The following is a 13,761-nucleotide window of genomic DNA, read 5'->3' as shown; positions in this document are numbered from 1 at the left end:
GATTAAACACTGCGGAAACAGGATCGATGCGAGTCGGTACTGCGGAAACAATGTCAAAAAACGCGCCGGCACGAGGCCGGCGCGGTACTAGCTATGAGCCGGCTTCAGATTACGCCGCCTCCATGTTTTTTACCAGCATGGGCTGCGGTACGTCTTCCTCTTCATCATCGTGGGCTTCCACTGGACGATCCGGCAGCACCAGATTCAGTACCACGGCCACGATGGCGGCGGTCGAGATACCGGAACCGAAGACTTCATGCACGAAGGCTGGCAGTTTCGACAGCAGTTCAGGACGAACCGACACCGCCAGGCCGCACCCCACCGACACAGCGATCAGTAAGCCAGTACGCTTGTCGTGCTCAACGTGCGACAGCATTTGTACGCCAGCGGCAATGATCATGGCAAACATCATCAGGCCGGCGCCGCCCAGCACAGGCTGAGGGATGGTCACAACAATGGCGCCCAGTACCGGGAACAGGCCGGCCGCTGCCAGCAGTACGCCGGTCAGCGCCACCACGTGGCGGCTGGCCACGCCGGTCAGCGAAATCACGCCGACGTTTTGAGCGAAGGTCGATACTGGCGGAGCGCCCAGCACGGAAACAAATGCGGAACCCACACCGTCGCAGAGAACGCCACGGGACAGCAGCTTGCCGCGCATTTTGGTTTGCGTTGCCGAACCCAGCGCCATGAAGGTGCCGGTGGTTTCCACCATGGTCACGATGTAAGCCACTGCCATGGCCAGGATGCCGCTGACAGGGAACGTCATGCCGAAGTATAGCGGCTGCGGCACAGCGAACACGGCGGCTTTCTGCACTGCCGAAAAATCTACCAGGCCCAGGCCCAGGCATACGCAGTAACCGATGATCATGCCGATCACGACGGCGGCAGCCGAAATGATGCCTTTACCAAACTGCACCAGTGCAATCACGGTGGCCAGTACGAACAGGGCGATGCCCAGGTTGATCGGGTCGCCATAGTGCGGGCCCGCGCCTTTACCACCGGCTGCCCAGTCCACTGCCACAGGCACCAGCGACAGGCCGATCATGGTCACGACCACTGCCGTCACCTGGTGCGGGAACAGTTTGCGGATTTGCGGCATGAAGAAGCTGCCCAGGATCATGACAACGGAACCCGCCAGCGACGAGCCGAGGATGCCGGGAACGCCATGTTCCAGGCCGATACTGATGGCCGCGCCCACGAAGGCGAAGCTGGTGCCCATCACGCAGGGCAGCCGGATACCGACCGGCCCCGCACCCTTGCACTGAATGAAGGTAACGATGCCGGAACCTAGCAGCGCAGCATTGACCAATGCAACGATTTGGTCAGCAGGAAGTTTCAGGACTGCGCCGACCACCAGCGGGACAGCGATGATACCCCCCAGTGCAGCCAGCATGTGCTGCGCAGCGAGCAGGACGGTAGTGACGAGTGGTGGACGGTCGTCCACTTTGTATAGCAGGTTGTTCATGGTGTCTCCATCTGAAGATTTTATGTCTTGAACTACTTTTTCCGGTGCTATCCGGCATGCCTCTACGGGTCGTCTGGTGGTGTCTAACGGGGAAGTCGAGGTCAAACAGGAGAAGGTGGAGCATCGCTCACGGCGGAATGGCCGGGGTACGGCACACCGGGCTGTGAGGGCGCTGCAAGCACTGCGATGGCGGGGCTGTTACGCATGATGTCTCCACTGATTGGCTTCATTCGCGCCGCTCTGTGGCGGCTTTCGTGAATTCATCATGCTCCCGGATAAATTTATTGTCAACGAATTTTGTATACAATCTATGCGTACGATGGATACTCAATAACGTGATGCAACACTGCGTGGCCGATCCGCAACAATTGCATCATGATATGTATACAATCGGTCGCTGCAGCCATGCGTTTTAGTCGCAAATCAGTAGTGTACAAACGCAAAAAAGCCACCCGAAGGTGGCTTGCCCTGCCCGCTTGGACTGGTTTAGCGCGGGATTTATTTCGACTGGCGGCGACGGCGTGCGGCAGCCATGCCCAGCAAACCGGCGCCAAACAAGGCCAGCACGCCTGGTTCAGGCACATTGGTTGGCTGGCTCAGGACTGGGTCACGCGCCCATACGCCCAGGAACGACAAGCCCTGGTCTGGCTTGGTCGGATCATTCTTAAAGTCGTTCAAGTTCCACGTACCGGACAACGAGTACGGTTGCGTCAAATCAAACATACCGGCTGGCAATTTGGTGAAGTCAAAGTCGTAGACCGCCCACTTGTCGCTGGCTTTGACGACGAAGGCCAGCTGGTCGAAGTTATTGCGCTGGAACAGGCCATTGTTTTTCAGGACGTTGACGATGTTGGCGTCCAGCGACAGGGTCCACGTGCCGGCACGGGAACCACCGCTCGTGATCGGGGCAGCCGATTCCGTAAAGGACAAGATGCTGCCCAGATTCAACGTGCCAGTGGAAGTCTTGATCGAGTCCGCCACCATCGTGGCCGAGCCGGCAGAGTTGAGCGCACTAGCGTTCGTGATGCGGCCCAGTTCAACCCAGCCCGGATCGCGGGCGCCCACGTCGTTCGGGTTCAAGTCTTGCAACTGCGATTGCGTGATGAAGTAATTGAATGGAATCAGATTGCCTTCGCCATTCAGCAAGCCATCGTTCAGGTAGCCCAGGTTGTTATCGACAGTGACACTGGCAGGATTATTGTTACCCATGGCCTTGACGCCGTAGCAGCCAGTGGAATTGATCACCAGGTTGCCGGGCAGCGTTTGCGGCGTCGTCCCAGCAGGCGCGGCTTTCGTGATTGCATAGCTGTCCAGCGTGCAGCCTGGCAGGTAGGCAGCGCTTGCGGCTGCCTGTACGGCGCCAGCTGCAAAGGTTGCGACCAGTGCACCAACTACTTTGACGGCTTGCTTGTTCATTTGAATTCCCTTTCGGTGGCAGCTTAAATTGCAATCGGTAAATTTGTAATTCTCGAGGGTAATATAGCAATGACCGTGCCAGCTCGCTAAGTCTTTGATTACAGGCTTGTAATTAAATTGGACCACGCAACAGTGTAAAAGTTTCCGACTAGCAGTTTCCCTTACATATGGGAAATAACACAAAGGGTGCATACTCTTGCCCTTGATCAACCGCTTAATTTCCAGTCGCCGGCAAGAGGAACTGGCTGTAAAAATTCTCGACAGGAAATTATTGTGATAATTATGGCAATCTCCTGAAGGCAAAAAAGCCACCCGAAGGTGGCTTCCAGCAACGCTGCAGCGTGTCTTACCTGGACTTGCGGCGGCGGGCACCAGCCAGGGCCAGCAAGCCCAGGCCCATCATGGCCATCGAACCTGGCTCAGGCACTTCCGCCGTGTTGATCGGGTCGCGTGCCCAGATGATCAGGTCGGAAATCGCATTATCAGGGAACTGGTCGTGGTTCTTGCCCACGCCATCCGGCTTATTGCGGAAATCGTTCAAGTCCCAGGTACCCGTGATGGTGTAGGGCTTGGTCAGGTCGAAGCCGCCAATCTGGTTGAAGTTGAAGTCATATACCGCCCAGTTCGAGCCAGCCTTCACTTCGAACGCCAGGTGGTCGAAAGTGCTGCGCTGGAACAGGCCCGCTGCGTGCAGCAAGCTCACGATATTCTGGTTAACCGTCAGTTGCCAGGTGCCAGCCGTACCGCCCTTTTCCGGCGACAAGCTGTTGTCCACCTTTTGGCTGTAGCTTAATACCTGGCCCAGGTCGAGCTCCGCGCCACCGGCCGCCAGCGGACCTACTTTGGCAGCCTGGAACTTACCTTCATTGCCTTGCAGCATGCCCAGCTGAATCCAGCCCGGGTCTTTCTTTTGATTAGGCGTTGCTGGATTCAGGGCCAGCAAATCATTTTGCGTAATAAAACCGGTCGTCGCGCTGGTTGGGTCCAGCCAGCCGCCTTCGCCGTTCAGCAAGCCATTGCCCAGGTAACCCAGGTTAGGGGAATCAGCTTGGATGGATGCCACGTTATTCGGGTTGGCATACACGCCCACGCACTTGGTTGCCTGTTGTGGCGTTGGCAGCGTGTACAGGCTGGTGCCGGTTGGGGCGGCGGCAGTGATATGCCAGCTATCTGCAGTGCAAGTCACTGCGCTGGCGGAAGTCATCGAGAAGGCAGCCACCAAGGCGCCAACTGCTATCGACATTTGTTTTTTCATTAAGAATCCTTTTCGTTTGGCACAGCGTCTTACACTAAAGAAACCTTTATTGCCATGGACAAGTAGCAAGATATGGGCCACGCATCGCAAGCCTTTGATTACAAGGTTGTAATGTAGGCATATTCCTACACCTGTGTAAAAATTTCCGACTGACAGTTTCCCTTACGTGAATTCTCCTCTCTAGGGCATGCGAAACATTTCCAGCATTTAATTTACACATTTACACTTTTGGTGACAAAATGCTCTGTAAAGTTTTCCGACAGACAAAAAAAACCACCCCGCAGGGTGGCCGAATTTGCCATCAGCTATTTACTTTGCCTGGCGGCGGCGCAAGCCCGTCATCGCTAGCAGACCGACACCAAGCAGCCCCAGTACACCAGGTTCTGGAACGGCCGGCCCGGAAATGGGGTCGCGTGCCCAGACGCTAAGGAATGACAATGCCTGGTCTTGCCCGTTGGAATTTTTAAAGTCGTCGAGGTTCCAGGTACCGCCCAGCGAATACGGCTGCGTCAAATCAAAGCCGGACAGATAAGGATCACGCGCAAAGTTAAAGTCATACACGGCCCATTTGTCACTGGCTTTGACGACAAAGGCCAACTGGTCAAAGTTATTACGCTGGAACAGCCCGTTGGCATGCAAGATGTTGATGATGTTGGCATCAAGCTTCAAGGTCCACGTACCGGAAATAATGGCGCCTGTATTGGCATCCTTGGTTTGCGTGAAGCTCAGGATGGACGACATGTTCAGTGCAGTCGAGCCCGATCCAATGCTGGAATAGCTCATGGCCGACGTCGAACCATTCATGGTACCCAGCTGGATCCAGCCCGGGTCAATGGCGCCTGTCGTATTCGGATTCAAGTCCAGCAGCTGGTCTGCGGTAATGAAGGTATTCCACGGAACCAGGTTGTTTTCACCGTTCAGCAAGCCATCGCCCAGATAGCCCAGATTGCCGTCATTGACCTGGACATTGGCGGGATTGGTTCCGCCACTGACCCCGTTGACTACGCCGAGGCATTTCGTCGCGTTAAAGGTGGGGCCGATGGGTACCGGGTTCATCCCGGCTGGCGCAGCTTTGGTGATGGTGTAGCTATCTAGCGTGCAAGGTACTGTGGCGGGTGGAGGAGCGGGCGTTGCAAAAGCAACATTGGCAGCAAACGCAGCAATCAGCGCACCCACTATCTTCGAATATTGCTTTTTCATTTTGGCTTCCTTTCGGTGGCTAAATAATTGCAATTTCAGAAACAGATGTTCCACTCAGGAAGTAAGCAAGTTGCAGGCCAGCAGTATAAGCTCCTGATTTAAAAGGAATGTGTTTGCACAAAATTTGCGCACTGTAAAGGTTTCCGACTAGCAGTTTCCCTTACTTTTAGTAAAAACTTAAAAATAGGAAAAGAGAAATGTAATCAGATACTTATCGAACTCGAGGCGGGTAATACCGTATATGAACTACGGTTTGCCAGCCTCGTCGTCGAGCTTGCGCAGGAAGGCCAGCTTGTCGGCAATTTTGATTTCCAGCCCCCGTGGCACGGGGCGGTACCAGCCCGGTTCGGGCATGCCGTCCGGCAGATAGGTCTCCCCTGCCGCATAGGCGTGGGGTTCATCGTGGGCATAGCGGTAGGCGTGGCCGTAACCCAGCTCTTTCATCAATTTGGTGGGCGCATTGCGCAAGTGCACGGGCACTTCACGCGACTTGTCGCGTTTCACGTGCGCCATGGCTTCGTTGAAGGCGTTGTAGCCGGCATTGCTCTTGGCCGCCACAGCCAGGTAAATCACGGCCTGTCCCAACGCCAGCTCCCCTTCCGGCGAGCCCAAACGCTCATAGGTTTCCGCCGCATCATTGACGATGGTTAATGCGCGGGGATCCGCCAAACCAATGTCTTCCCACGCCATGCGCACAATGCGGCGCGCCAGGTAGCGGGGATCGGCGCCGCCATCGATCATGCGGCAAAACCAGTACAGCGCGCCGTCGGGGTTCGAGCCGCGCACCGATTTGTGCAGCGCGGAAATCTGGTCATAGAAATTGTCGCCGCCTTTATCGAAACGGCGCGCATTGAGCGTCATCGCGTTTTCCACAAACGCGGCATCGATTTTCTGTATGCCGGCCGGCGATGCGGCGTTATCCGCCTGTTCCAGCAAATTCAAAAAGCGGCGCGCATCGCCATCCGCATAGCCGATCAACGTATCGGCGGCGGCGTCATCGAATTGCAAATGCGGCAAGGCTTCCTGTTGCGCTTTCGCCAGCAACTGGCGCATCTCCGTCTCGTTCAGCGACTTCAGCACATACACCTGTGCCCGCGACAGCAATGCCGAATTGACTTCAAAGCTGGGGTTTTCCGTGGTCGCGCCAATAAACGTCACCAGGCCCGATTCCACGAAGGGCAGCAAGGCGTCTTGCTGCGACTTGTTAAACCGGTGGATTTCATCGACAAACAGCAGCGTGTGCTTGCCAAGGCGGTCCAGGTTGTCTTGCGCTTGCTCCATGGCCGCGCGGATATCCTTGACGCCGGCAAACACGGCCGACAAGGCAATGAATTCCGCGTCAAACGCGTGCGCCGTCAGGCGCGCCAGCGTGGTTTTGCCTACGCCGGGCGGGCCCCAGAAAATCATTGAATGCGGTTTGCGGGCCTGAAACGCCAGGCGCAGCGGTTTGCCTTCGCCTAATAAATGCGTCTGGCCGATGACTTCATCGAGCGACTTTGGACGCAGCGCTTCCGCGAGTGGCGGGCGCGGTTCCGTCTTGAACAAATCATCCATCACTGCTGGGAAATTTCCACGCCTTTCGGCATGACGAACTTGAAGTGATTGGCGCTGACGGGAGGATTTTTTTCGAATTTACGGAACGACAGCACGGACACGGAACCAAAGTTATCTTTGAGTTCCATGGCTTGCGGCGTGCCGTCGCGCAAGCCGATCGTGATTTGTTCAAACGTCGTGTCTTGTGTTTTTGGCACGGCTTTCAGCCATTCCATGCCATCTTTGGCGCCGGCTTCCGACAACGTGAAGTTCTTTTCCAGGTCGTTGCTGCCGAATAAGATGGCGGCCGGCGACGAACCCAGCGCATCGCCCAGCTTTTTCACCGTAACCTGGTTCAAGTCCTTGTCATAGATATACAGCTTCTCGCCATCGGCTTGCAGCAACTGGTCATACGGTTTCTGGTACGTCCAGATGAATTTACCTGGGCGGGCGAATTCAAACGTACCGGACGATGGCGCGGCAGCTTTGCCGCCGCCTGCTTTCATTTGCTGCTGCGTGAATTCACCACGGGCGGATTTTGTGCTGGCAACAAAAGTCTTGAACTGGTCCAGCGCCGCCGCCTCCGCATCCATCACCAGCGCACTGGCGCCGATCAGGGCCGCCAGCAGGGCGGCAATCTTCAAACGTTTCATTTTCTTTCCTATTCTGCGCAGGCTGCCTGTATCGGCACCAACCGGAAGCTGCCGTGTGTTATTCCGCGCTGGCGGCTGGCACGAGAATGTCCCGGTTGCCGTTCGATTGCATCGGCGACACGACACCGCTTTGTTCCATTTGCTCCAGCAAGCGCGCTGCGCGATTGTAGCCAATCCGCAAGTGGCGCTGCACCAGCGAGATCGACGCCCGGCGGTTTTTCAAGACCACTTGCACGGCCTGGTCATACATCGGGTCAGCCTCGCCGCCGCCCTCGCCGGCCGCCGCGCCGCCTTCGCCGCCGCCCTCGCCTTCCAGCGTGCCACCTTCCAGGATGCCGTCGATGTAGTTCGGCTCACCCTGCAATTTCAAATGTCCTACGACGCGGTGCACTTCATCATCGGAAACAAACGCGCCGTGCACGCGGATCGGCAAGCCGGTTCCGGGCGGCATGTACAGCATGTCACCCATGCCCAGCAAGGTTTCCGCGCCCATCTGGTCGAGAATCGTACGCGAGTCGATTTTCGACGACACCTGGAATGCAATACGCGTCGGGATATTGGCTTTAATCAAACCGGTAATCACATCCACAGATGGGCGCTGCGTGGCGAGAATCAAGTGCAATCCCGCCGCGCGGGCTTTTTGGGCGATACGGGCAATCAACTCTTCGACTTTCTTGCCCACGACCATCATCAAATCGGCCAATTCATCAATGATAATGACGATGGTTGGCAATTTTTCCAGCGGTTCCGGCGAATCCGGCGTAATGCTGAACGGATTCGGGATATGTTCTTCGCGCTTGGCCGCTTCCAGGATCTTCGTGTTGTAGCCCGCCAGGTTACGCACACCCAGCTTCGACATCAGCTTGTAGCGGCGCTCCATTTCATTGACGGCCCAGTTCAGCGCGTGGCCGGCCTGGCGCATATCCGTGACCACCGGCGCCAGCAAGTGCGGAATGCCTTCGTACACCGACATTTCCAGCATTTTCGGGTCGATCAGGATCATGCGCACGTCAGCCGGGTCGGCCTTGTACAGCAGCGACAGGATGGTGGCGTTGATACCAACGGATTTACCGGAACCGGTGGTACCGGCCACCAGCAAGTGCGGCATCTTGGCCAAATCCGCCACCACGGGTTTGCCGGCAATATCTTTGCCCAGCGCCACTGTCAGGGCGGACGCATTGTCGTGGTACACCTTGGAACCGACGATTTCCGACAGGCGTACGATCTGGCGCTTCGGATTTGGCAATTCCAGCGCCATGTAATTCTTGCCCGGGATGGTTTCCACCACGCGGATCGACGTCAGCGACAGAGAACGGGCCAGGTCGCGCGCCAGGTTGACGATCTGGCTACCCTTCACGCCGGTGGCCGGTTCAATTTCGTAGCGTGTCACGACCGGGCCCGGATACGCCGCCACCACGCGCGCTTCCACGCCAAAGTCCGACAATTTCTTTTCAATCAGGCGGCTGGTGAATTCCAAGGTTTCCACCGGAATCGATTCCTGCGCCTGCGGCGGATCATCGAGCAGCGACAGCGGCGGCAAGTCGCCCGGACGGGCTTCCTGGAATAGCGTGCCCTGGCGTTCCTTAACGGCGCGGTCCGACATCGGCACCGACGTGACCGCCGCTTCGATTTTCACAGGCGCCGGCGCAGCGGCAAACTTCTCGGCCGGCGCGGCGGCAGCCTGCCCCGCCGGCACGGCTGCAAAGGCGGCCACCGTAGCAGCCGTATCGTCGGCCGCTTTCTTGCCATCCTTGGCCGGCGTAAATGGGTTATCGACCACTTGCGGCTCGATGCGCACAGGTTTTTCCGCATGTTTTTCCACGTGCTTGGCGCGCTCGCTGACAACCACTTCATCGCGCTTGACGGCTGCCATCGAGCCGCGGCGGCGGTCTTCATGGTCTTCGTAGCGGTGCACCATCCATTCGTAGCACACTTCGATGGCGCCACCGATACGCTCGGCCACGTTCAGCCACGAAATGTGGAAAAACAGGCTCAGTCCCACGACAAACAGCAGCAGCAACAGCAGCGTGGCGCCGGTAAAGCCCAGTCCCACGTGGGCCGCATGGCCGATCAGCTGGCCCAGCACGCCGCCCGGCGCACGGGGCAATTGCACGTGCAACGTGTACATGCGCAAAAATTCCAGGCCCAGGCTGCCCACCAGCAGGAAGGCAAAACCAATCACGCGGATAATGGTTTCGTGCCGGTGTTCCGGCTCGTCGTCTTCGCCGGTCAGGAAGCGGCGCGTCAGGCGCCGGTAGCCGCCCCACACGGAGCGCAGCAGCCAGACTATCCACCACCACGCGGAAAAACCGAAAATAAACAGCATCAGGTCGCTCAGGTAAGCGCCTGCCTTGCCGCCCAGGTTGTAGACGCGGGGAACGGCATTGGAATGCGACCAGCCTGGATCCAGCTTGTTGTAGCTGGCCATGATCAGCACGATGTAAATGGTCAGTACGGCAATCGCCATCCAGCGCGCTTCCGACAGCAGCCGCACCAGCCGGTTCGGGAGCGGCTGGCGTTCTGTGCTGTTGCGTGTATTCCGATTGGAGGCCGCCTGGGTGCTGTTTCTTGGCATTGTTACTTTATTAATATTTACTACACTTAGCTAAGGCTGTTTGGCAGCTATGTGCCATAACCCCTTATTTTAAGCTATCTCTTGGGCAACTGGCCTCACGATTCATGCCAATTGCCCTATTGGACTATAATCGCGGTTTGTTGCGCGTACCGATTTACCACGAAATTGCTTGCGTGTATTGTCCGCGCCCCCATCTTGGGTTGATCCAAACTGAAAGAACCACTCATGACCACTACCAAACACGCCCGCGTTTTGATCCTTGGCTCCGGTCCTGCCGGCTACAGCGCTGCCATTTATGCCGCGCGCGCCAATTTGAATCCCATGCTGGTTACCGGCGTGGAACAGGGTGGCCAGTTGATGACCACCACCGACGTGGAAAACTGGCCAGCCGACCCGATGGGCGTGCAAGGCCCGGACTTGATGCAGCGCTTCCTGCAGCACGCGGAACGCTTCAAGACGGATATCGTGTTTGACCACATCCACACGGCCAAGCTGTCGGAAAAGCCGATCCGCCTGATTGGCGACAGCAGCGAATACACGTGCGATACGCTGATTATCGCGACCGGCGCGTCGGCGCAGTACCTGGGGCTGCCGTCGGAACAGGAATTCATGGGCCGCGGCGTGTCCGCCTGCGCCACCTGCGACGGTTTCTTCTACCGTGGCCAGGAAGTTGCCGTGATTGGCGGCGGCAATACCGCCGTGGAAGAAGCGCTGTACCTGTCGAACATCGCCACCAAAGTCACGCTGGTGCACCGCCGCGACAAATTCCGCGCTGAAGCGATCCTGATCGACCGCCTGATGGCCAAGGTTGCCGAAGGCAAGATCGAATTGAAATTGAACCACACGCTGCACGAAGTGACGGGTGATGAAGGCGGCGTGACGGGCTTGACGCTGGCTGCCACCGCGGACGGCGCACTGTCGCAAATCAAGGTGCACGGCTTGTTCGTGGCGATCGGCCATAAGCCGAACACGGGCATCTTCGAAGGCCAGCTGGAAATGCACAACGGCTACATCAAGACCCGCACCGGCACCGAAGGCATGGCAACGGCCACCAGCGTACCGGGCGTGTTTGCCGCCGGCGACGTGCAAGACCACGTGTACCGCCAGGCCATCACCAGCGCCGGTACCGGCTGCATGGCGGCGCTCGATGCGCAGCGCTACCTGGAAGGCCAGGAGTAATCGGGAGTCAATGAGATGGCGGGACTGAAAGACTTTGCGGACCTGAAAGCATTCGGCAAGCAGCTGAAGCAAGAGGGTGAAGAACGCGCCGCCGCCGAGGCCGCGCGTAAAAAGCAGGAAAAAGTGGCGGCCCAGGAAGCCAATATTTTCCGCAACAGCTTATCCGGCGTGCAAAAAATGCAGGCGCCGGACCGTTACGTGCATCAGCCCCGCCCTGCCGTCTCCGCCGCCGCCGCTGCCGCCGCGGCGAATAAACGCCCGCTGACGGCGGAAGAACAGAAAGCCGACGACGCGGCCGTGCTGCGCGAATCGCTGTCGGACATGTTCGGCGTTGAACACTATCTGGAAGAAGATCCGGAATTGAATTACGTGGCGCCCGGCGTAGGCCCGGACGTCATGAAGAAAATGCGCAAAGGCTATTGGCCCACGCAGGATGAACTGGATTTGCATGGCATGAACCGCGACCAGGCGCGCGATGCGCTGGGTGTGTTTTTGACCAAAGCCATGCAGCGCAACCACCGCTGCGTGTGCGTGATCCATGGCCGGGGATTTGGTTCGCGCGGCCAGGAGCCGGTGCTGAAATCCATGGTGCACAGCTGGCTGGTGCAAAAAGGCGTGGTGGCGTTTTGCCAGGCGCGCTCGCACGATGGCGGTGAAGGCGCGCTGATCGTGCTGTTGCGCGCCGCCCTGATGCCGGAACGGCGCTAACACGCACGTTACGCACGTTACGCACGTTACGCACGTTACGCACGTTACGCACGTTTTACAGCGCTGCGCCCGGTCACGGCAAATTCGTGACGCCGCCCTCTTTCGGATAGCGAATCGTGTAGCGCACCTTGATTTTCATGGTCTCGCCGGGCGCCAGCGTCTTTTGCCACGCCACCACGCCCTGGCGGCGCTCCCAGTCTTTGACGGCAGGCTGTGGTTCAAACACGGCTTCCACCTTGACTTCATCGGACGTGCTGACAGGCGCCGCCTCCAGCACTTCCAGCGCCACCGGCGTCTTATGGCTGCTGGCGATGGTGTAGACGTCAGTCACATCGCGTTCGCCCTTTTTCGACAGGAAGCCGGAACTGCCGGTCTGCTGGCCCGCGCGGTCCACCGTCACGCGCACCAGCTCATCGCGGCCAAATGACCATTGCAGTTTTTCCGTGGCCTGGCTGTTCCAGTGCGTGTTGCCGACGTAGGCGCCATCGCGGAACAATTGCACGTCGCCGCTCAACCACACGCCGGCGGGACGTTCCGCTTCCGCCATCAGGAAGGCGGATTTATCCATGGCCGGCGTGGCGCGGATGCGCTGCGCCACCGGCAAGGCCAGGCGCGACAAGGGCAGCGATACTTCGCGGCCATCGGAGGCCAGGTCGGCCCTGTCCGGCACATTGAATTCCGTATCGAAGTTGCCCTGTGTTTCCAGCACGGGCGGCACATATAAATCTTCCGGACGCACGCGCGACCCCGTAATTTGTACCGGCACGGACTGAACCGGCGCAGGCGCGGAAGCCGGCGCCATCATCATTGGCGCCGGCTCCATCAGCACCGTAGGCGGGTAATACTTCAGCAAACGCGGCTCTGGTTCCGGCGCCTGCGGCGACAGGCGCGGCTGGCCGGTCGACAATTTCAGCGCCACGCCGGACCAGTCTTCCCCGGTCCGTTGCGATACGACGGCCATACGTTCCAGGTCGATGCGCGACGTAGTGGTATCGAGCAGGGCGCGGTAGGCGGGCTTCCAACCGGCGCCGTTGACCTGGTACGACAGGCGCAGCGTCCCACCCTGCCGCGCCGCCAGCGACACGGTGATACGGCGCTGGTCGCGCGCTCCGCTGCGCACCCGTGACAACTCCTTGACCAGCACGGCGATCTTGCGGTCCAGATCGCGCAATTGGACTTGCGTGCGCTGGATCTGGCTGAACGTATCACGCGCGCCATGGCGTACGGCATCGATGGCCCCGGCGATGGCCTTGCCATCCGCGGCGGCGCTGTGCTCGCCTGCCGCCGGCAGCTTTTCCAGGTAGGCACGCACGGTGCTCGCTGCCTGCACGTCGACTTCCAGCACTTCACGGCTGTCGCGCAATGCCTGGATTTTCTGTTCGAGTTCCGCTTCGCGCGCGCCCGGCGCCTCGGCTGCGCTGACATCCCGCGTGACAATCTGTCCCAGCTGGATGCCATTCGACGCCTGCACACGCACCGTGCGCGCATCGAAATTCGCCGGCAGCCCGGCAATTTCCACTTCCGTCTGCCCCGCCTTGATTTGCACCACCCGTTCAACGGTGGCGCTGCCCGGATACACTGTGACAGCGGTTATCGGGGCAACAGCAGGCGCATCGGCGGAGGCGGCCAGGACGCCTTGCACACACAACAGTAAAACAGCAGCGGCAATCGGCTGAATGGGCTGAATGGGCGTCATGGCGATATTGAAAAATTATCAAAATCACATGGTGATGAACTATTCCGATATTGTCAATTGGGGGCAAACCAGCTCCCCAAC

The 13,761-nt window shown here is 58.5% G+C and carries 10 protein-coding genes; 2 read left to right on the top strand and 8 right to left on the bottom strand.

The genetic code is table 11. The features are described 5' to 3' along the window. Positions 1–109: 109 nt before the first annotated feature. From GM668_RS14895 to GM668_RS14865, 7 genes are all read right to left on the bottom strand, one after another. Positions 110–1,465, bottom strand: coding sequence for a uracil-xanthine permease family protein (locus tag GM668_RS14895; protein WP_155439746.1), 1,356 nt, complete (start codon positions 1,463–1,465; stop codon positions 110–112). 498 nt (positions 1,466–1,963) lie between these two features. Then, positions 1,964–2,881 carry a PEP-CTERM sorting domain-containing protein gene (locus tag GM668_RS14890; protein WP_229499348.1) on the bottom strand — a complete coding sequence of 306 codons (918 nt, stop codon included), beginning with the start codon at positions 2,879–2,881 and terminating at the stop codon, positions 1,964–1,966. A 346-nt stretch (positions 2,882–3,227) separates the two neighbouring features. After that, a complete protein-coding gene (locus GM668_RS14885) occupies positions 3,228–4,136 on the bottom strand; it encodes a PEP-CTERM sorting domain-containing protein (protein WP_155439745.1) in 909 nt (302 codons plus the stop codon). Between the two features lie 309 nt (positions 4,137–4,445). Continuing rightward, positions 4,446–5,336, bottom strand: a complete 891-nt coding sequence (locus GM668_RS14880) for a PEP-CTERM sorting domain-containing protein (protein ID WP_155439744.1) — start codon at positions 5,334–5,336, stop codon at positions 4,446–4,448. 246 nt (positions 5,337–5,582) lie between these two features. Continuing rightward, positions 5,583–6,890, bottom strand: a complete 1,308-nt coding sequence (locus GM668_RS14875; RefSeq protein ID WP_155439743.1) for a replication-associated recombination protein A — start codon at positions 6,888–6,890, stop codon at positions 5,583–5,585. After that, positions 6,890–7,522: an outer membrane lipoprotein chaperone LolA gene (gene lolA / locus GM668_RS14870; RefSeq protein ID WP_155439742.1), complete on the bottom strand. Its 633-nt coding sequence runs from the start codon at positions 7,520–7,522 to the stop codon at positions 6,890–6,892. The genes GM668_RS14875 and lolA overlap by 1 nt, the downstream gene beginning before the upstream one ends. A 58-nt stretch (positions 7,523–7,580) precedes the next feature. Continuing rightward, positions 7,581–10,097, bottom strand: a complete 2,517-nt coding sequence (locus GM668_RS14865; RefSeq protein WP_155439741.1) for a DNA translocase FtsK — start codon at positions 10,095–10,097, stop codon at positions 7,581–7,583. Between the two features lie 225 nt (positions 10,098–10,322). Between GM668_RS14865 and trxB the strand changes: the two genes are divergently transcribed. Together trxB and GM668_RS14855 are read left to right on the top strand one after the other, a co-directional pair. Further along, entirely contained in the window at positions 10,323–11,276 is a 954-nt protein-coding gene (gene trxB, locus GM668_RS14860) for a thioredoxin-disulfide reductase (RefSeq protein ID WP_155439740.1), read from the top strand. A 15-nt stretch (positions 11,277–11,291) separates the two neighbouring features. Next, complete coding sequence (locus tag GM668_RS14855) at positions 11,292–11,984, top strand: Smr/MutS family protein (protein ID WP_155439739.1); 693 nt, start codon at positions 11,292–11,294, stop codon at positions 11,982–11,984. A 73-nt stretch (positions 11,985–12,057) separates the two neighbouring features. Here GM668_RS14855 and GM668_RS14850 read toward each other — a convergent pair whose 3' ends face one another. Next, positions 12,058–13,680 carry a mucoidy inhibitor MuiA family protein gene (locus GM668_RS14850; RefSeq protein WP_155439738.1) on the bottom strand — a complete coding sequence of 541 codons (1,623 nt, stop codon included), beginning with the start codon at positions 13,678–13,680 and terminating at the stop codon, positions 12,058–12,060. Positions 13,681–13,761 lie beyond the last annotated feature (81 nt).

The organism is Pseudoduganella ginsengisoli (genome assembly GCF_009720865.1).
GTDB lineage: Bacteria > Pseudomonadota > Gammaproteobacteria > Burkholderiales > Burkholderiaceae_D > Rugamonas > Rugamonas ginsengisoli.
Note: the sequence above shows the minus strand (reverse complement) of the source record. Positions and strands in the feature narration are given on the sequence as shown.

Excerpts from the sequence above, each read along its gene's own strand:
- GM668_RS14895 (WP_155439746.1), bottom strand. The coding sequence starts at position 1,465 with ATGAACAACCTGCTATACAAAGTGGACGACCGTCCACCACTCGTCACT.
- GM668_RS14890 (WP_229499348.1), bottom strand. The coding sequence starts at position 2,881 with ATGAACAAGCAAGCCGTCAAAGTAGTTGGTGCACTGGTCGCAACCTTT.
- GM668_RS14885 (WP_155439745.1), bottom strand. The coding sequence starts at position 4,136 with ATGAAAAAACAAATGTCGATAGCAGTTGGCGCCTTGGTGGCTGCCTTC.
- GM668_RS14880 (WP_155439744.1), bottom strand. The coding sequence starts at position 5,336 with ATGAAAAAGCAATATTCGAAGATAGTGGGTGCGCTGATTGCTGCGTTT.
- GM668_RS14875 (WP_155439743.1), bottom strand. The coding sequence starts at position 6,890 with ATGGATGATTTGTTCAAGACGGAACCGCGCCCGCCACTCGCGGAAGCG.
- lolA (WP_155439742.1), bottom strand. The coding sequence starts at position 7,522 with ATGAAACGTTTGAAGATTGCCGCCCTGCTGGCGGCCCTGATCGGCGCC.
- GM668_RS14865 (WP_155439741.1), bottom strand. The coding sequence starts at position 10,097 with ATGCCAAGAAACAGCACCCAGGCGGCCTCCAATCGGAATACACGCAAC.
- trxB (WP_155439740.1), top strand. The coding sequence starts at position 10,323 with ATGACCACTACCAAACACGCCCGCGTTTTGATCCTTGGCTCCGGTCCT.
- GM668_RS14855 (WP_155439739.1), top strand. The coding sequence starts at position 11,292 with ATGGCGGGACTGAAAGACTTTGCGGACCTGAAAGCATTCGGCAAGCAG.
- GM668_RS14850 (WP_155439738.1), bottom strand. The coding sequence starts at position 13,680 with ATGACGCCCATTCAGCCCATTCAGCCGATTGCCGCTGCTGTTTTACTG.